Genomic DNA, 17,937 nt, shown 5'->3' on the forward strand with positions numbered 1-17,937 from the left:
TTTCTATTGAAGTGGTTCAATTTTCAAGTGCGATTGTGGTTCATTTTTAGATTACCATATACAATGGCAGGAAGCATTTCTTTTGTGGCTAAAAAAAGGTAGCCGCGCTGTTTGAAGTCAATTTCTGCCGGATCGCCGTTGATTTTCATGTCTTGCGGAAATTTTTTATATTGCTGAAGGCTGTATCGGCTCAGCTTTATATTGATGGCGGTGGTGAAAAGCTGCCTGATTCCCCCGGCACTGCGCGGAGTGGAGGAGTATTCGTAAACCGGGTCTTTCTCGAAAACTGTAACTTTTCCTTCAAAGCCGATTTTCCGGAGATGGTAAGCGGTGCTCGAGCCCATGACGCCTCCGCCCACAATAATGATATGATTCTTCAAAAAAGTTCCCTCCCTGCCTGGTTTTTACTGTAATTATAGATGACTTCCCCTATGAATCAATCATCAAATTGCACAAAATTTGGAATACAAATACACAGAAAATTTGATATAATCCGATTAAAGGCAACGAAATCTTAATGTTATTTGGAGTGAAGAGCGTGAAGGTTCTTGAGCAAGTTGCACAATCCATTGTAGAACAAACTTCAGCTTTATTGGGAGTTTCCATGAGTATTACAAATGCCGAGGGCCTGATTATCGGATGCGACCGCAAAGAACGTGTCGGCACCCTCCATCGCGTGTCCATCCAGGTGATCAAAGAGGGGCGAGAGGTTGCTTTTACAAAAGAAGAAGCGGCAGCGCTTGAAAATGTCCTGCCGGGAGTGGCTGTCCCCATTCGTTTTAACAATCAAGTCATCGGTGTGCTCGGGATTATCGGTGAGCCTTCGGAAGTCAAAAAATATGTCAAGTTCGTCCGGAATCATGTGGAAATGATGCTTCAGGAAAATTTCCGCACAGAAGCTTACTTCGTACAAATGAAAACGACGGAAGTGTTTGTCCAGCACCTGATTCACTATAAAGAATGGGAGAATGAGAGAGAACTTGAAAGCTATTGTGAGTTGCTCGGCGTTCAATTTGACGAGCCCAGGGTCTGTATCCTTGTCCATCTTCCGTCGCTTGTCAGGATCCATACGGAAGCCAAACAATTTGCCAATCTGTCGCTTCTTGAACTGAATAACCTCATCTGCCATTTGTTTCAGAATAACATGGATGATATTGTCTGTCCCATTGCCCAGGATAAATGGATTGTCATCAAGGAAATGAAGGCCTGCGACTTCCCGAAATTAAAGAACCTTTGTGAATATGCAGCGGAAAAATTGACATCCTTTATGGAACAGCAAAATCTTCATTGCAAGGTATCCATATCACATGGGAAAAGCTACAAAGGTTTCGAAGGCGCTTCGTGTTCTTATGATCAGGCATACAAAACATTGATGGTAGGATTGGAGAAAGAGCCGGAAGATGCGGTTTACTCGTTTGACAGTTGGACAATTTTGCCTGAAATATTTCTGGAAGGAATCAACCTTTCCTTCCTGGAATCATTTGCTGATGATATCGAAGTCATCTGGAAGCATCCTGAGATGGATATGCTTGTAAAAACATTCATTGCATACTGTGAAAGCAGCATGAACATCAGCCGGGCGGCCCGCAATCTGTATGTACACCGGAACACCCTCATCTACCGCCTTAATAAAATCAGCGAGATTTTTCATATTGATACGCAGTCATTTGAACAGTGTCTTGTTTTGTATGTGGCGTTGAAAAAAGGAAAAAATCATTCTGCCGGCAGCTTTTGAAAAGTGATAAAAAATCGGTTAAGCTCTGGTCTCATTTGAATTGTGATATAATTTAATGGGTTAAGGACTATCGGGGGTATCAAATGATGAATGAAGAATTAATAAAAGCGCTCCGGACAGTCATCAAAGAAGAAATAGAACCTATTAAAGAGCAAATTGGCAGTTTTGAACATCATTTAGATAGCATGGACCGCCAAATGGCAGGTTTAGGCCAGCGGTTTGATGAAGTAGATCGCCGAATGGACGACTTTGGCCGGCGGCTTGATAACATGGATCGTCGAATGGATGCCTTTGAGCAACGTTTCGACAACATCGATGAACGAATGGGTGTTATAGAAAAGGAAGTAAAAGATTTGAAAACTGGACAGGAACAGTTGCATAAAAGCATTATTCAACATCTTGGAGACTACACCGACCGAATCACCCAACATGTGGATGACCAAAACGCTGCATTAAACAAGCGGGTCTTTGTTTTGGAGACAGAAATACAACGCCTGATCAGACAGGGTTAAATGGATAGATATAATTACTTAAGAAATCCGGAATTATTAAGGGTTTCTTTTTTTTTGTGCGCTACTTTCATGGTGGGAGTTTTTTCAATAGATAAAAAATATTTCCAAAGTAGCTATTAATTAATCTTGAATTATCGTATAATCCTATTATATTAAATTAATGGGGTGAATGTATGAAAAAGGGGAAAATTAAGTACACTGCATTTCTGCTAGCTATTATGCTGTTTCTTAGTGTAGTGCAGCCGCTTGCTCCGCAAGCCAGTCCGGGAACTGCAGATGAGGCGATTCGGCTTAAAAAAGGCGAGACGCTGAATGGAAGTTTCAGTGAACCTGGAGAAGTTCGATGGTATAAAATAGAGCCGACGGACGAGGAGATTAAACAAGATACGCATATGGAAATAGAAGTCTCCGGAGATTTTGAAGGAAATGTTTCAGTTTATCCTGATAAAAACAGGGCTGAACAGGATTTTACGTTTGATAACTATAGAGCTGAAATCACTGAAGGGGCATCTGCAGTCATTCATATGCCGCACGCCTGGAAAGGCGCTTATTTTATTAAAGTGGAATATTACGGCACCTTTGAAGAGATAGAAACAGAAGAAAACGAAGGTGAAATGGAAGAACCGCAGGCAGTCGATTATACTATCGGCTATAAAGGAGAAACGTTGTCCCCGGCCGACTTGCCAGAGGAGGCTTGTCCCGTTGAATTAAGTGTAAATAAACGGGAAGCGGGTGTGGAAATTTTAAAAGAACTCCGGCTGGTAAGAGACGAACTGCTGTCAAAAACGGACAAGGGACAAGAATTGACTTCCCTGTACTATAAGGTGGCGCCTTTCCTTGTCGCCAAAATGACTTTTGACAAAAAGACTAAAGATCAAGTTTATAACGATTTGGTCAAATTGAAGCCGATTTTCAGTGAGCTGGCGGAAAAAGGGGATGGCAGTGACTATTCTTTGACCGAAAAGGATCAGAAAGCGATCAATGAACTGTATGAGATTGTCATCCAAAATGTGCCCGGCTGGCTTAAGCCGGAAATTGAAAAAATCGCAAAAGAGATCGGCATTGACAAGTTGATAGATAAAAAGATTTCTACAATTTTACAAGAAAATGGAATGGCTGTTTCACAATCGGATACAGACCGGGTCATCGTTAAATTAAAGAGTGGAAAAGCCGCTTCTGAATTTCAAAAGAAGGCTAAAGGGATCGCGAAATCAACTTCTATCAAAACGGTTAAGGGGAATGCCACTTCCCTGAATAATATGTATGTTCTGGACGCGGGTGAAAAACCGGAGACAATAGCTAAAAATTTGGAGAAATTACCGGAAGTAGAGTATGCGGAGCCTGTGTATACATATCATAAAAATGCCTCCGATAAACCACCTGTTCCACCTTTTACAGATGTCCAGTCCGGCTCGCAATGGAGCCTGAAAAATACAGGGCAAGATCATGGTAAGGCTAACGCCGATATCCGATTTGAAAAACTCTATGAAACTTATAAGAAAAAACAGCTCGGAAATGTTGTCATTGCAGTCGTGGATACAGGAGTTGATCATACTCTAGCTGACTTGGAAGAAAAAGTTATTCCGGGGTATGATTTTGCGAACCGAGATGATGATGCATACGATGACGAAGGCCATGGAACTCACGTTACAGGAATCATTGCAGCAGGAGTGGATAATAATTATTCCATGACGGGTATCCATCCAAACGCGAAAATTTTACCTGTAAAAGTCCTTGATGCCAGCGGAAGCGGCGATACTGAGAAAATTGCTTTGGGAATCAAGTACGCTGTAGACAAAGGGGCCCGTGTCATTAACCTTAGTCTCGGCGGGCCGTATAGCAGGGTAATAGAAGAACAGTTAAAGTATGCTGCATCTAAAAATGTGACCATCGTCGCCGCCAGCGGGAATGATGGGGTGGATATGTTGGATTACCCGGCTGCTTCCAAGTATTCCATTGCCGTGGGGGCATCTAACAGGCTTGATATTGTTTCCGACTTTTCGAGTTACGGAGAAGGACTTGATCTCGTGGCTCCAGGGGCAGACATTCCGAGCTTGCTTCCGAACGGAAATGTCACTTATCTCAGCGGTACATCGATGGCAACCCCTCATGTTGCGGCTGCTGCAGGATTATTACTGTCTGAAAATCCGAAATTGGAACCGGAAAAAGTAAGAAGGATATTGACCGAAACAGCAGACGATATTGCTGTTGAGGAGCCTGTGAGTGAACCGGATTACGTGGACGACGATTATCCGGTCAGAGTCTTAGAACCGGGATACGACGAAGTTTCCGGCTGGGGCAGGCTGAATGTCTGGAGCGCCTTCAATACTGTTGGCTTGGGACTTAAAGTCAATCCCTTAACAGACAATGATTTAAAAATTACAGGAAATGCTGTAAATGGAACGAACCTTCAGTTAAAAGATGGCAATAAGCTTATAGCAAAAGGGAAAGCAGAGAATGGAAAGTTTACAATTGAAATTCGCCCGCAGCAAGCGAATAAAGTCCTGCAATTGGTGGCAAATGACGGAGTGGCTTCCATCAGGGTTCCAGTCAAGGAAACACCGGTTCCTAAAACCCCTAAAGTAAAGCCGGTAAGTGACAGTGATACAGTTGTGACAGGCCAGGCGGAAAAAGGAACGACCGTTGCTGTTAGAGCAAAGAAACAGTTGCTTGGGGAGGCCAAAGTCGACAACAAAGGCCAATTCAAAGTAAAGATTAAGAAACAAAAAGCCGGGACGGAGCTTTCTATTACTGCTAAGAGTGTTTCCAAAAAAGAGAGCAAAGCAGCCAAAATTGTTGTGATTGATAAAACACCGCCTGCAGAGCCGAAGGTGAAGCCGGTCGGCGATTCGGATCAGGCTGTGACCGGTAAAACGGAATCCGGTGCAATGGTTTTCGTGAAGCATAAAGGGAAGACAATAGGGAAGAAAAAAGCTGATGCGAAGGGTAATTTTAAAGTCGCGATTAAGAAGCAAAAAGCCGGTACCGTTCTTTATGTGACAGCAAAAGATGCTGCAGGAAATGAAAGCAAGGCAGTTAAAGTGACGGTTAAGGACAAAACTCCTCCGGCGGTACCAAAGGTAAACAAGGTGACGGATCGGGACAAATTTGTTTCCGGTAAAACAGAAAAGAATGCCGTTGTTTATGTGAAACATAAAGGAAAATCGCTTGGGAAGAAAAAGGCCGATGCAAAAGGCAAGTTCAAAGTGAAAATCAAGAAGCAAAAAGCCGGAACTACGCTGTCTGTAACGGCAAAAGACGCAGCCGGAAATACAAGCAAAGCTGCAAAAGTGAAGGTGAAAAAATATAAAAAGTAATTTCCTGAAACCCTCGGCCTGCCGGGGGTTTTTGTGTCCATCCACAAATAATGTGGAACAAAAGCGGCAATATCGGCTTTTATGTTAAGCTAAACAGAAGAATTCGATACATATGAAAGGGGGAGGCTGAAATAAGGATTTTGATTGCACCCGACTCGTTCAAAGGAAGTGTTTCCGCTTTGGAGGCAGCTCTTGCGATTGAAAGAGGAATTAAGAATGCTTTTCCTGATGCTCAAACAATCACTGTCCCTTTGGCCGACGGCGGTGAAGGAACGATGGATACGCTTGTGGCAGCAACGAACGGAAAGAAGACTGCTGTTACAGTGACGGGTCCGCTTGGAAAGCCGGTTGAAGCTTTTTACGGCATTCTTGGAGATGAAAAAACATGCGTCATAGAAATAGCCAGCGCTTCCGGTTTGGATCTGGTCCCAGAAAAAGAACGTAATCCGCTTATTACAACGACATACGGGACAGGAGAACTGATCAAAAGCGCCCTTGCCGAGGGTTATAGAAGATTCATTGTAGCGCTTGGAGGGTCCGCGACAAATGATGGCGGAGCAGGAATGCTGCAGGCGCTCGGGATGAAGCTTTTAGATAAGAAAAAAAAAGAAATCGGATTCGGCGGCGGAGAACTAAACCAAGTTCACAAAATATCTTTAGAAAATTTTGATCCGCGCATCAAGGAAAGTCATTTTGTTATCGCGTCGGATGTTGAAAATCCGCTCGTCGGTAAAAACGGCACTTCCTTTGTTTTCGGCCCCCAAAAAGGAGCTACGGAAGAGACCGTCCAAATTTTGGATCAAAACATGACGCATTGGGCGAACAAGGTAAAGGAAATTATGGGCGTAAAGCTGCACAACATGCCGGGTGCCGGGGCGGCCGGAGGACTCGGCGGTGCCTTTCAGGCATTTTTTCCATCTGTAATGGAAAAGGGTGCCGAGGTTGTAATGGAATATACAAGGCTAAAGGAACAGCTGGCAGGTGCTGATTTGTTAATCACAGGTGAAGGGCAGGTCGACTTCCAGACAGCCTTCGGCAAAACGCCGATGAGGGCGGCGCAGGCGGCAAAAAAGTTGGACGTCCCGACTATTATTATTGCAGGATCTGTCGGAAAAAATATCGAAAGTCTTTATCAATATGGAGTAATCAGTGTAAACAGCATCATGACGAGGCCAATGACACTTGCTGAAGCAATGGAATCAGCTCCCAAGCTCCTTGAACATACTGCTGAGCAGGTTTGCCGTACCTTTTTCAAATAAATATTCTCCCTTATCCTTCAAAGTGTCCGCTGTTTGCGATGCGTTTATAGGAGAAAGCCACTGTTTAACATTCCGGAAAGAAGGGTATTTCTCTTTTTAGAGAAAAGAACAGCTCTAAATTTGGAGAGGGGGCATTACAGTGAATACGATTTCTTCTCACTCGGATGACCATACGCTTGGCGAAACCAATTTAAAAGTCAAATCTTTCGTAAAAGGTGATCCTTCACCTTTTCCTGATATCGATTATTCTACAACATGTGTTTATGAACTGACCGATTTTACATTTAGAACCCCGTTGGAAAAAATGGATGTATTCAATCAACTGCTTGAAATTCCGAATCCGTGCGAAATATGGATTTTGCCGGTCACAGAAGAAGCAACCTCACTTTTGGAAGATATGCCGAAAGACGAAACATACGAAAAAACGGCTGCACTTTTCTCAATGCTTTCCAGCGTAAAGGAAAAAATTGAAGCGGACCGCACGTTCCTCATTGCACACAAAGACTATTGTAGCGGCATCATCCGGACACTTGAAAAACTGGGATTTACCGTTACTGAAAAAAAGCAGGAAGAATTAAAATCAATCAGCTTAACATAAGTATGTAAATTGCCGATCCATTAAACGATCGGCTTTTTATTTTACCCAATAATCTATCGTCACATATGAATATTCATCTTCACTTAAAACAAACTCAAATTTTAAGTTCTCCGTTTTATTTTGTTTTCTTTTACCAGCTTTTTCAGCCGGGCTTTTCTATCATTTTTCATAAAAGATCACCTGATTCTTCATTATAGCCTATTAATTTGGCTTTGCTCAGTTTTTTAACGTATAAAACCATATAATAAAGGGAAAAGGGGGTGCCGGCTTGAAGATATATACTATGGAAAACAGCCTGATTGTAAATGCTCCGATTAGTGAAGTGTGGGAATTTTTTTCAAATCCAAATAATTTGGCCATACTTACGCCGCCAAAGTTTAAGCTCCAATTTATTCAGGAGCCGCCTTCTTTGATGTTCACAGGCCAGAGGATCAGCTATTCCCTGTCCCCTTTTCCAGGCTTTCGAACCAGGTGGGAAGGCGAAATAAAAGAAGTTGCAAAACTTAAACGTTTCATAGATGAGCAGCAAAAAGGACCGTTCGCCTATTGGCGGCATGAACATCTGTTTTTCCACAATGAAGAAGGGACGGAAGTCCGCGACCATTTGCAGTATGCTCTTCCACTCGGCGCGATAGGTAAGGCTTTTCATCCCTTTGTCAAAGGAAAAATGACGGAGATGTTTACATACCGGAATGATAAAGTGAAAAAAATATTTTCGTAAGAAGGGAGTGTGGAGCAATTGCATGTAGTCATTGCAGGCGGAAGCGGGTTTCTCGGACAGGTTTTGCAGGAAAAGCTGTTGGCTGATGGCAACCAAGTAACGGTTTTATCAAGAAACGCTGAAAAGATCCGACAGACGGACCGGATGCAGGCCGTCGAGTGGCTCAAGCAGGGCAGCCGTCCAGAAGAAAATTTGGAAAACGTAGATGCCATCGTGAATTTGGCCGGAGAATCAATCAACGGTTTTCGCTGGACAAAGCAAAAGAAAGAGCGGATCATCAAAAGCCGGATGGAGGCCACAGGGGAAATCATTCGGCTGATTGAAAAATTGGAGAGCAAGCCCCAAGTCCTGATCAACGCTTCCGCCGTTGGATATTACGGTATGTCGGACACAGACACTTTTACTGAAAAAAGCACAAGCAATGCCAGTGACTTTCTTGCCGGAACTGTGCAGAAGTGGGAAGAAAAAGCGGCCGAAGCCAGCCGGCTTGGTGTCAGGATAGTTTTTGCCCGTTTTGGAATCATTCTCGGCAATAAGGGCGCGCTTCCGCTCATGGCGCTGCCCTATAAATTCGGCATCGGCGGGACCGTGGGGTCCGGGAGACAGTGGGTGTCATGGATTCATGTGGAAGATGCCGCCGGCATGATCAAGTTTGCGATCGACACTCCAGCCATTGAAGGCCCGCTCAACGTCACCGCACCAACCCCCGTACAGATGAAAGATTTCGGGAAGGTGATCGGTTCCGTTCTGGAAAAGCCGCATTGGCTTCCAGTCCCCGAGTTTGCTTTAAAATTAATGCTTGGAGAAATGAGCAGCATGCTGGTTAGCGGCCAGCGCGTGATTCCGGAAAAAGCAATAGAGAATCAATATGATTATTTGTTTCCGGATTTAAAAGAGGCATTAAAAGATATTTTTTCAGTGTAAAAAATTACAAGTTCATGAAAAAAATAGATTTATTATCCAAATTGTGCTACTATTTATCTATACAAGTAGTATGACCAGAGGATGAAAAGATGAATTTGGAGAAAATGAATATCGGCGCAATGATCAAATATCACCGCCAATTACGAAATATGACGCAATCTGAGCTGTGCAATGGCATATGTTCCGTTACACATTTGAGCAAGTTTGAGAATTACAACAAAGAAGTGAATCAGGAAACTATCATGCTCCTGCTCGAGCGTTTGGGCATTTCGTTAGACTCGATTCAAAGAGCTTCGGAAACGATTGCAGCCGACCTCTCTGATTTATTGGATGCTGTCCTTTCGTACGATAAGAAGCGCGCAGAAGAGTGCTACCAACGTGTGGAAGAACAGCGGGAATACATTACTTTCTCCAATTACATTGCACGCTACCATCTATACTTATATCGATATTTTTTGCTCGTCAATGACTTTGAGAGAGCCGTGAAGGAACAGGAAACACTAAGGCAAATTTTGAATTCTTTAAGTGCCCAAGAAAAAGAGCTTTATGAATATATCAATGCTGCATTTGATATTATTAAAGGAGATTATAAAAAGTCACTGGATACTTTGTTGAAACTTGAGGCAAACGACTTATTGCCCTCCCCTTGGCAAGCGGAAATGTATTATTTTATTGCACTTAATTATGCCAACTTGAAAGACAACAGCAGCAGTGTTGCTTATGGTCACAATGCTTTGGAGGCTTACTCCAGGTCTTTTAACTATTTGCGTATACTACATACTCAATTTTTGTTAGGTATCGCATACACAGATCTGGGTTTATACGAAAACGCTGCAGAGCAGTATCGTTTTATATTCAGGAATATGAATTTAATCAATACAGAAGAATTAATTTCTACCATGTATAACAACTACGCCCTGTTGCTTGAAAAAACGGGAAAATTCGAAGAGGCCGCAGGTTATTATCTCCTTTCAATGGAAAAAGCCCAATCACAGAAAGAATACCTGGTAAGCTTATGCAGCTATACTGAGCTTTTGATCTCCCTAGGAGAGAAAGAAAAAGCACTTCGGAATATTTCTAAGATTTTGGTGGAAACAAAAGCTAACTCTATGAAAAAGCAAGAATTGATTTTTCGATATTATCAATATTTATTAAAAGACCATAAAGAAAAGGCAATGGCATTTCTTGAAAACGATGTCTTGCCGTTTTTGGAAAAGTTCTTTTTCATTGAAGATTATAATAAATTTGCTTTATCCTTAGCAGAATATTATTTAGCTAGAGATACGGATAGAGCACTTTATTATTATAAAAAAATAGCAGAGAGGTGATGAAAATGAAAAAACTGATTGTAACCGCAAGCATTGCATGGGTATTTTACATTGCTCCGATTATCGGAGGCGGAATCACTCCGCAGTCACCGCCTATTTTTCCACCAGTTTGATTTGGCGTACGGATCAGGGAAGCTGCTCTTTTTGGAGCAGTTTTCTTTTTTTTCTGCTATAATGAGGGGGAATTAAATAATGATGAAGTAGGGGAACCGGTGGTGCCGGTTGAGAAAGCATTCGGGGAAAATGCTGACCCTTTGAACCTGATCTGGCTCATACCAGCGAAGGGAACGTCAAATTTTAGCATGCCTTGGCGCCTTGGGTTCATTTTCCCTTGGCGCCATTTCTTATATGACATCAGGGAGGAAATTCAATGAAAAAATGGTTGGGAAGTATCTTTAGTGTTTTATTATTGTTGGCCGGCTGCGGTGGACAAGCGAAGGATAAGAGCGATTCAGCCGGGAAAGAGGAAAGTCTTAAAAAGGTGTCTGTTGTCCTGGATTGGTCGCCGAACACGAACCATACAGGGTTATATGTTGCACAGGAGAAAGGCTTTTTCAAAGAGGAAGGATTGGATGTGGACATCATCCTGCCAGGGGAAGCCGGAGCGGATCAGCTTGTGGCTTCAGGAAAATCCGAGTTTGGTGTCAGCTACCAGGAGAGCATAACGGAAGCGCGTGTTCAGGATGTCCCGATTGTTTCAATTGGCGCGGTCATCCAGCATAACACATCGGGATTTGCATCCCCGGAAGAAAAAAATATCAAGTCGCCAAAGGACTTTGAAGGAAAAGCGTATGGAGGATGGGGGGCTCCGCTTGAAAAAGCGGTTTTGGCATCCCTGATGGAAACGGAAGGTGCGGATGTTGAGAAGGTGGACATCGTGAACATGGGGGATGCCGACTTTTTTACGGCTGTAAAAAGAGATATTGACTTCGCCTGGATCTATTATGCGTGGACCGGAGTGGAAGCGGAGCTTCGCGGTGAAAAGATCAATATGGTCTACCTTACGGATTACTCGGACAAGCTCGATTATTACACACCTGTTATTTCGACGAGCGAAAAAATGATTGAAAAAGATCCGGAGACTGTCAAAGCGTTCATGGCTGCAGTATCAAAAGGCTATGAATCTGCCATCGACCAGCCTGAAGAGGCCGCTGATATTTTAATCAAAGCCGTTCCAGATCTGGACGCAGAACTTGTAAAGAAAAGCCAGGAATGGCTGGCACCGCGCTATCAGGATGATGCCCCGCGCTGGGGAGAACAAAAAGCCGAAGTTTGGCAAAATTATATGGATTGGATGCTCGATAAAGGATTGCTTGAAAAAGAAATTGATGTGGATAAAGCATTCACGAATGAATTTTTACCCGAAAAGGAGGACTGAAAATGGCCAACTCATTAGTCAGCATACAAATCATCCCGAAAACAAAGAACGGCGAAGACGTCATTCCCTATGTGGATGAAGCGATCAAAGTGATCCGGGAAGCAGGGATCAAACATGAGGTGCACCCGCTGGAGACAACGATGGAAGGCGAATTCTCCGAATTGATGGAAGTTATCAGGAGAATGAATGAGCGCATGATTGAAATAGGCAGCAGCAATGTCATTTCCCAGGTGAAAATACTATATCAGCCGGAAGGGATAACAATGGGCCAATTGACGGAGAAATACCAATAATGGGGTGGGTCGCAAAGAAAGGATGGAGGCCGGCAGCGGTCCTCCTCCTTTTATTATGTATATGGGAATTGGCGGTAAAAATGCTCGATATTCCCGAGTGGCTCCTTCCTGCACCTTCTTCCATCTTTGCCGAAGGAATGGAAGGTTTCGAGGGGATCCTGCCGCATCTTCAATCGACCGTGGGGCTTGCAGCCGGAGGTTTTGTGATCGGCTGTGCTGTCGGCCTGCTAACTGCCGTCATTTTGCATTTGCTCCCGGGAGTCCAGGAGTCAGTTTATCCGCTTTTGATTTTATCGCAAAATGTTCCAATCATCGTCTTGGCTCCACTATTGGTCATTTGGTTCGGCTTCGGGCTGCTGCCCAAAATCATCGTCATTACGCTTGTCTGCTTTTTCCCAGTTACAGTTGCGGCTATGGACGGTTTCCGGAATGTCCCGCATGATATGAAGCATTACATGCTGATGGCGGGGGCTTCCAAAATCCAGTTGTTTTCAAAGCTGGAGTGGCCGTATGCCCTCTCCTCCGTTTTTTCAGGGCTGAAAATTTCAGCGACCTACAGTGTGATGGGAGCCGTGATTTCCGAATGGCTCGGGGCAAAAAGTGGGATTGGAGTCTATATGACACTGTCCTCTTCATCTTTCCGCACAGACCGGGTATTTGTGGCGATTTTTATCATCATGATGTTGAGCCTGCTGTTTTTTGCCGTCATTACATTTGCTGAAGCTAAGCTTGTCAAATGGAGAAGAAAGAAGGTTAATAGATGAGCGACTTGGAAATCAGACATTTGTCCAAAAGCTTTGCGGGAAAAGAAATATTGAAGGATTTACAGCTTTCGGTTGAGGAAGGGGAATTTGTCACGATTCTCGGTCCTTCCGGAAGCGGTAAAAGCACACTTTTTCACCTTATCGGAGGACTTCTGGCTCCAGATCAAGGCGGCGTTTTTTTGGATGGACAGGAAATTACGGGAGAACGCGGCCATATCAGCTATATGCCGCAGCAACACTCACTGTTTCCGTGGCGGACCATTTTACAGAATGTGCTCTTGGGGCAGGAGCTGACCGGAAAAGCGGATGAAGCGCGGGCTTTGGAAATGATTGAAAAAGCCGGGCTTGCCGGATACGAAAATGAGTTGCCGGATGCTTTGTCAGGCGGCATGAAGCAGCGGGCCGCTTTTATCAGGGCGTTATTAAGTCCCCAGCCGCTTATTTTGCTGGATGAGCCGTTTTCGGCACTTGATGATTTTACGAGACAGGATATGCAGCAATGGCTGCAATCCATATGGATGGAATATAAAAAGACAATTCTGTTCGTGACACATAATATCGAAGAGGCTCTTTTCCTTTCTGACCGGATTGCAGTCCTTTCAACAAAGCCGGCGACCGTGATGAAGGAATTCAAGTTGCCTTTTGACAGGCCGCGGGAGAAGGAGTTGTTTTTTATGCGCGAGTTCCTTGACTGGAAACAGGAGGTCAGCAGTTGGATCATAAATGGCAGCGGGGAAGGTGAGCGACAGTGAAAAAGATCATCGATTCCCATATTCACTTGGATTTATACACGGGGAAGGAAACGGAAGAAATCCTGGAAGGAATGGATTCCGCTGGTTGTACGGATTTAATTTCAGTTTCCTTTCATTTGGAATCGTGCCTTCACAATTTGCGCCTGGCTGAAAAATATCGCCGGGTGCATGCGGCATTCGGATTCCATCCGGAGCAGGAACTGCCTGCTGATGAAGACCTTCAGGATCTGCTTTCATGGATGGAAAAACATCAGGAGCAAATGGTCGCTATCGGGGAAGTCGGACTGCCTTATTATTTGCGTTCGGAAAAGGGAGCTAATTTTTCCATCGGCGGATATATCGAATTGCTGGAACAATTTATCGTAAAGGCCAGGCAATGGGACAAGCCGGTCATCTTACACGCCGTATACGATGATGCACCGATCACCTGCGACTTACTTGAAAAGCATGGGGTGGAAAAAGCGCATTTCCATTGGTTTAAAGGAGATTCCAAGACAGTCCGGCGAATGATTGCGAACGGCTGGTTCATTTCTGTGACGCCTGATGTGGTTTACGAACAAGAAATTCAGGAGCTTGTCAAGGCATACCCGCTCGATCAAATGATGGTGGAAACGGATGGGCCATGGCGCTTTGAAGGGCCGTTCTCCGGAAAAATGACGCATCCGAACATGATTCATAAAGCAATTGACGGCATCGCTTCTATTAAAAAATACAGGCTGGAAGAGGTCTATGAAACTCTTTATAAGAACACAGCTGACTTCTATCAACTAAAACTGGTTTAACATCCCTCAGAACGGAAAAAGAAGAGTAAAGAGAGTGGAGGGATCAAACATGGAGTCTAAACCGACACAAGATAAAATAGACAGAGCAAAAGCTTTGAAAGAACGAAATGAAAAAGGCAAAGCTTTTTACAATGATAAAGTGAAGCAAGCGCAGCGCGACCAGCTCGTTATGCCTGTAGATGATGTATCCGATGAATTGGTAGAAAAACGGGAAGAGTTCGAGGATGATAAACACGCTTCATACGGCCCGCGTGATTTAAGAGATGAATAAGCGCAAAAAAGCTGACCGCCGCCGGTCAGCTTTTTTGCTGTTTAAGTATAAGATGTTTTAGCATTAAAATTTTGAACAAAGCCTTTTGTTGTCTAGCTCCAGCGCCTATCGACTAGCAGACTTCGCACCCCCTCTTACGATAAGTCAACATCGGCTCGTTCCTCGCCGTGTTTCCTTTATCTCGTCGGAGGCACTCCAGTCTGTACGTCGATGGGCAAGGCGCTTCCGCTTTTCTTAAAAATCGACGAATCTTCTACATAAGAGCTGGGCCAATCGCCGCTTACTGGCTCCCTTTTTTCACCCACTCCGCCACCGTGACGGTGCGTTTCGCCTGATATTTTACGGCGTCTTTCACATCCTCGACCATGTTGCCATCCTGGTCAACAGAGACGCTTGTCCCGTACGGATTTCCGCCTGCTCCGTACAAAACGGGATCCGTATATCCCGGAGCCGCCACAATGGCGCCCCAATGATACATGGTTGTATACAATGCCAAGATTGTTGCTTCCTGGCCGCCGTGGGGGTTCTGTGCTGAAGACATGGCGCTGACCACTTTGTTTGCAAGTTTCCCTTGAGCCCAAAGGCCACCCTGCAAATCAAGAAACTGTTTCATTTGGCTCGCAACATTGCCGAATCTGGTTGGAACGCTGAAAATGATGGCATCCGCCCATTCCAAATCCTCGGATTTGGCTTCAGGCACATCCTGCGTTGCATCCGCATGGGCTTTCCATAGCGGATTCGATTCAATGGCAGACCGGGGAGCCAGTTCAGGCACTTTTAATACTCTTACTTCAGCGCCCGCTTCCTTCGCTCCTTCTTCCGCCCATTTGGCCAATTGATGGTTCGTTCCTGTGGAGCTATAGTAGATGACTGCAAGTTTTACGTTCGCCATTCCATCGCCTCCTTGAGTTAGTTTCAACTTTTAGATTACCCTCTTTTGCAGGAGTCAATCTTCGGAATTTCGGAGGCGGATTTTTCTATACCAGCCGGCAGCCGCTTCAACTTCCGTCCAAGTGAGTTGATGTCCGTTATTTTCCCAATGTACAGTCACATCCGCATGCGCTCCGGAAAGCAGGTCTTGAAGTTCTAAAGACTCGTGTGGCGGGCACATGAGATCGTTTTTTCCGGCCGCTATAAAAATATGCCTGCCTGTCAGATTCGGAAGTTCGATGTTTCTCCTTGGCACCATCGGATGATGTAAAATAGCGCCTTTCAACGAATTTTCGTAATGGAAAAGCAGGCTTGCAGCGATATTGGCCCCGTTCGAATAGCCGATGGCTATTACATGATTCCGGTCAAATTCATACTTTTTTGCCGCTCCATCCAGAAAATCTTTCAATTCCTTAGTCCGGAAAATCAGATCGGCTTCGTCGAATACGCCTTCGGCCAATCTTCGAAAAAAACGGGGCATCCCATTTTCCAGGACATTTCCGCGTACACTCAAGACGGCAGCGTCCTTGTCGATTTTTTCGGCAAGAGGGAGAAGGTCCGTTTCTGTTCCGCCTGTGCCGTGAAGCAAAAGCAAAGTGGGAGCCGCAGGATGGGTCCCTTCTTTAAAAATATGTTTCATGTTTACTCCTTTCATTGAGAGATAAGAAAACATAAAATTTTACTGAATTTTCTCTTCAAACAAGATTAACGTAATGTCCAGCTTCAGGCGCCATCGGCGCAAGGATCAAGCCGAATTGCTGTGGTGGCTGAAAAGCTGCCTCCTCGCAATTCGTCTTGTGCTTGTCGCCGATAGACGGGCGCCTTGCGCTTTTCTTAATTGTATGATTATTGTCCGGTTTGCCTGAATCGGCTTACCGACAGGAAGTCCTAGTGCAGGTGAAGCGACAGGACGTCGCAGCCTGAACATGCCGAAGCGCGGTTCGAGAGGGGCAAACAGCTTACCCCCGGCGCGCTATTCCTATGTGTACAGTATTTCAATATAAGAGGAGAATAGCAAAATCGTAATCAATATATTAATAGTGCGGAATATTTTTGGGTGGCGCTCCTCAGGTATCTCCCGTTGCACACAGAGGGAATATGTCAAGTTATTAAAAATGTATAAAATGAAAATAGCAAATATTATAAACAACGCCGGCAATCCAAATCTCCCCCCAACTATCTCATAAACATACGATAGCAAATTTCACAAAAAAAAGACAGCATAAAAAATGACGCTTCCATAAGTTTTCGGCAAACTTAATGGAAGCATATTACCAGGGATCGTTTTCTACCAATATTTCGTAGCCTTCATTGTTTTCTTCCACAAGGGCATTTTTGGGAGAAAAGAACAATGTTTTAAAATATAAAAGGTCGAACGCCGATATGCCGTTATGGTATGCAAGCAAAATGGTAATATAGTGTCCGAATTGCGGATATAAAAAAAGGGCCGCAAAAAACAGTACATTCAATACAATAAATGGCAATATAAGCGCCAAACCGAATCTGGCCTTAGGAATCGGGTGCCTCACTTTCAAATCTATCACCGGCAAAATACGAAAATACCGTTCGATTTCCCATTTCATATGTTTATAATAAGACATGATCGGTACAATATGAAAAAATTTATGAACCGGATATAGTATAATGAAACAACATAAAAATACAAGAAAAAATTTATCATTGAATTCCCGGGCCGCAATTGTCTGCATTGTTACATAGGATATGATAAAAACAAATACCGAAATGATGGCGGAAATAAAAAAACGCCGGAAAAAATGATGTTTGCGGTCTACGCTGTATGCTTTCCAACAATGCATGGCGACAGCCCCCCAACTTTGCTTATGTTTTCATTCACTCATAATGTACGATGGATGGAAGGGAATTGCAATATGATTTTTGCTTTTTTTCATTGCCTTGTTACAATTTTGTGGTGAATGGATGATAAAAGCCGGAGGTATGCGAATGGACGAGTTATATGAGCGGATCTTGCTGCTGGAATATCACCAAAAATTGCTGTTGGACATGATCCAGCCGGTGAATAAGGACTTTGATCTGCTGATCATTAAGAAAAGACTGGCGGAAAAGGAAGTGGAGGAATTTTTTCAGTTGTGTGAAGAGCTGTCAGCCGAGATGGAAAAACAGAAAGCGGAAAAATTTGTGTTTCATTTTCCGCTTTTTAAACAATTTATTTCCAAATTGAATGGAAAATTACAGCCTGAGGAAACGATACAGGCATGTTTAAAACAAAATATCTATCCCGAACTAATGAAAGTATTAAGGCTGAATATCAAATGATTTCCTCTTATGGAGAATGTTCAAAAAGTCACCAAATGATAAGCTGCGAATAGTCTTCGTTGTCTTGTTTATAATTTT

Annotated in this window: 19 protein-coding genes, 1 pseudogene and 1 riboswitch; of the genes and pseudogenes, 15 read left to right on the plus strand and 5 right to left on the minus strand. The window is 43.8% G+C overall.

What is annotated here, in order from left to right:
- Positions 1-62: 62 nt before the first annotated feature.
- Positions 63-380: pseudogene (locus FS666_RS10270) on the minus strand (NAD(P)/FAD-dependent oxidoreductase); the annotation flags it as partial.
- A gap of 158 nt (positions 381-538) precedes the next feature.
- Between FS666_RS10270 and FS666_RS10275 the strand changes: the two are divergent.
- The 14 genes from FS666_RS10275 (at position 539) to FS666_RS10340 (ending at position 14,634) form a co-directional block, all read left to right on the plus strand.
- Positions 539-1,735, plus strand: coding sequence for a CdaR family transcriptional regulator (locus FS666_RS10275; protein WP_186306496.1), 1,197 nt, complete (start codon positions 539-541; stop codon positions 1,733-1,735).
- Between the two features lie 86 nt (positions 1,736-1,821).
- On the plus strand, positions 1,822-2,247 hold the full coding sequence (locus tag FS666_RS20280) for a hypothetical protein (protein WP_144487902.1): 426 nt from the start codon (positions 1,822-1,824) through the stop codon (positions 2,245-2,247).
- 173 nt (positions 2,248-2,420) lie between these two features.
- The gene (locus FS666_RS10285) at positions 2,421-5,564 is read left to right on the plus strand and encodes a S8 family peptidase (protein WP_144463076.1); all 3,144 of its coding nucleotides are present in this window, start codon (positions 2,421-2,423) and stop codon (positions 5,562-5,564) included.
- Between the two features lie 131 nt (positions 5,565-5,695).
- Positions 5,696-6,823 carry a glycerate kinase family protein gene (locus tag FS666_RS10290; RefSeq protein ID WP_186306498.1) on the plus strand — a complete coding sequence of 376 codons (1,128 nt, stop codon included), beginning with the start codon at positions 5,696-5,698 and terminating at the stop codon, positions 6,821-6,823.
- Positions 6,824-6,962: 139 nt separating this feature from the next.
- Positions 6,963-7,421 (plus strand): hypothetical protein, encoded by a 459-nt coding sequence (locus FS666_RS10295; protein ID WP_120070476.1) that lies wholly within the window; start codon positions 6,963-6,965, stop codon positions 7,419-7,421.
- Between the two features lie 268 nt (positions 7,422-7,689).
- The gene (locus FS666_RS10300) at positions 7,690-8,142 is read left to right on the plus strand and encodes an SRPBCC family protein (protein WP_144463080.1); all 453 of its coding nucleotides are present in this window, start codon (positions 7,690-7,692) and stop codon (positions 8,140-8,142) included.
- An 18-nt stretch (positions 8,143-8,160) separates the two neighbouring features.
- Entirely contained in the window at positions 8,161-9,066 is a 906-nt protein-coding gene (locus tag FS666_RS10305) for a TIGR01777 family oxidoreductase (protein ID WP_144463119.1), read from the plus strand.
- A gap of 89 nt (positions 9,067-9,155) precedes the next feature.
- Complete coding sequence (locus tag FS666_RS10310) at positions 9,156-10,394, plus strand: helix-turn-helix domain-containing protein (RefSeq protein WP_144463082.1); 1,239 nt, start codon at positions 9,156-9,158, stop codon at positions 10,392-10,394.
- A gap of 192 nt (positions 10,395-10,586) precedes the next feature.
- Positions 10,587-10,698, plus strand: a riboswitch (TPP riboswitch).
- A 66-nt stretch (positions 10,699-10,764) separates the two neighbouring features.
- The gene (locus tag FS666_RS10315) at positions 10,765-11,772 is read left to right on the plus strand and encodes an ABC transporter substrate-binding protein (protein WP_144463084.1); all 1,008 of its coding nucleotides are present in this window, start codon (positions 10,765-10,767) and stop codon (positions 11,770-11,772) included.
- Positions 11,773-11,774: 2 nt separating this feature from the next.
- The gene (locus FS666_RS10320) at positions 11,775-12,065 is read left to right on the plus strand and encodes an MTH1187 family thiamine-binding protein (protein ID WP_144463086.1); all 291 of its coding nucleotides are present in this window, start codon (positions 11,775-11,777) and stop codon (positions 12,063-12,065) included.
- Positions 12,065-12,829, plus strand: a complete 765-nt coding sequence (locus FS666_RS10325) for an ABC transporter permease (protein ID WP_144463088.1) — start codon at positions 12,065-12,067, stop codon at positions 12,827-12,829. The genes FS666_RS10320 and FS666_RS10325 overlap by 1 nt, the downstream gene beginning before the upstream one ends.
- On the plus strand, positions 12,826-13,581 hold the full coding sequence (locus tag FS666_RS10330; RefSeq protein WP_144463090.1) for an ABC transporter ATP-binding protein: 756 nt from the start codon (positions 12,826-12,828) through the stop codon (positions 13,579-13,581). The genes FS666_RS10325 and FS666_RS10330 overlap by 4 nt, the downstream gene beginning before the upstream one ends.
- Positions 13,578-14,363 (plus strand): TatD family hydrolase, encoded by a 786-nt coding sequence (locus FS666_RS10335; RefSeq protein WP_144463092.1) that lies wholly within the window; start codon positions 13,578-13,580, stop codon positions 14,361-14,363. Before FS666_RS10330 ends, FS666_RS10335 begins: the two co-directional genes overlap by 4 nt.
- Positions 14,364-14,412: 49 nt before the next feature.
- Positions 14,413-14,634, plus strand: coding sequence for a hypothetical protein (locus tag FS666_RS10340; RefSeq protein ID WP_144463094.1), 222 nt, complete (start codon positions 14,413-14,415; stop codon positions 14,632-14,634).
- Positions 14,635-14,914: 280 nt separating this feature from the next.
- Here FS666_RS10340 and wrbA read toward each other — a convergent pair whose 3' ends face one another.
- From wrbA to FS666_RS10360, 4 genes are all read right to left on the minus strand, one after another.
- On the minus strand, positions 14,915-15,526 hold the full coding sequence (gene wrbA, locus FS666_RS10345; protein ID WP_144463096.1) for an NAD(P)H:quinone oxidoreductase: 612 nt from the start codon (positions 15,524-15,526) through the stop codon (positions 14,915-14,917).
- Positions 15,527-15,580: 54 nt separating this feature from the next.
- On the minus strand, positions 15,581-16,204 hold the full coding sequence (locus tag FS666_RS10350) for an alpha/beta hydrolase (RefSeq protein ID WP_144463098.1): 624 nt from the start codon (positions 16,202-16,204) through the stop codon (positions 15,581-15,583).
- Between the two features lie 339 nt (positions 16,205-16,543).
- Positions 16,544-16,723 (minus strand): hypothetical protein, encoded by a 180-nt coding sequence (locus tag FS666_RS20285; RefSeq protein ID WP_018705485.1) that lies wholly within the window; start codon positions 16,721-16,723, stop codon positions 16,544-16,546.
- Between the two features lie 112 nt (positions 16,724-16,835).
- Entirely contained in the window at positions 16,836-17,381 is a 546-nt protein-coding gene (locus FS666_RS10360; RefSeq protein ID WP_144462585.1) for a DUF3267 domain-containing protein, read from the minus strand.
- A gap of 145 nt (positions 17,382-17,526) precedes the next feature.
- Between FS666_RS10360 and FS666_RS10365 the strand changes: the two genes are divergently transcribed.
- Positions 17,527-17,859 carry a DUF1878 family protein gene (locus tag FS666_RS10365; RefSeq protein WP_144462583.1) on the plus strand — a complete coding sequence of 111 codons (333 nt, stop codon included), beginning with the start codon at positions 17,527-17,529 and terminating at the stop codon, positions 17,857-17,859.
- Positions 17,860-17,937 lie beyond the last annotated feature (78 nt).

Source organism: Siminovitchia fortis (assembly GCF_007681465.1).
GTDB classification, from domain to species: domain Bacteria; phylum Bacillota; class Bacilli; order Bacillales; family Bacillaceae_C; genus Siminovitchia; species Siminovitchia fortis.

Bases quoted from the DNA above. Each gene is read 5' to 3' on its own strand.
- FS666_RS10285 (WP_144463076.1), top strand. From the start codon at position 2,421: ATGAAAAAGGGGAAAATTAAGTACACTGCATTTCTGCTAGCTATTATG.
- FS666_RS10365 (WP_144462583.1), top strand. From the start codon at position 17,527: ATGGACGAGTTATATGAGCGGATCTTGCTGCTGGAATATCACCAAAAA.
- FS666_RS10315 (WP_144463084.1), top strand. From the start codon at position 10,765: ATGAAAAAATGGTTGGGAAGTATCTTTAGTGTTTTATTATTGTTGGCC.
- wrbA (WP_144463096.1), bottom strand. From the start codon at position 15,526: ATGGCGAACGTAAAACTTGCAGTCATCTACTATAGCTCCACAGGAACG.
- FS666_RS10340 (WP_144463094.1), top strand. From the start codon at position 14,413: ATGGAGTCTAAACCGACACAAGATAAAATAGACAGAGCAAAAGCTTTG.
- FS666_RS10360 (WP_144462585.1), bottom strand. From the start codon at position 17,381: ATGCATTGTTGGAAAGCATACAGCGTAGACCGCAAACATCATTTTTTC.
- FS666_RS10330 (WP_144463090.1), top strand. From the start codon at position 12,826: ATGAGCGACTTGGAAATCAGACATTTGTCCAAAAGCTTTGCGGGAAAA.
- FS666_RS10320 (WP_144463086.1), top strand. From the start codon at position 11,775: ATGGCCAACTCATTAGTCAGCATACAAATCATCCCGAAAACAAAGAAC.
- FS666_RS10350 (WP_144463098.1), bottom strand. From the start codon at position 16,204: ATGAAACATATTTTTAAAGAAGGGACCCATCCTGCGGCTCCCACTTTG.
- FS666_RS10310 (WP_144463082.1), top strand. From the start codon at position 9,156: ATGAATTTGGAGAAAATGAATATCGGCGCAATGATCAAATATCACCGC.
- FS666_RS20280 (WP_144487902.1), top strand. From the start codon at position 1,822: ATGAATGAAGAATTAATAAAAGCGCTCCGGACAGTCATCAAAGAAGAA.
- FS666_RS10325 (WP_144463088.1), top strand. From the start codon at position 12,065: ATGGGGTGGGTCGCAAAGAAAGGATGGAGGCCGGCAGCGGTCCTCCTC.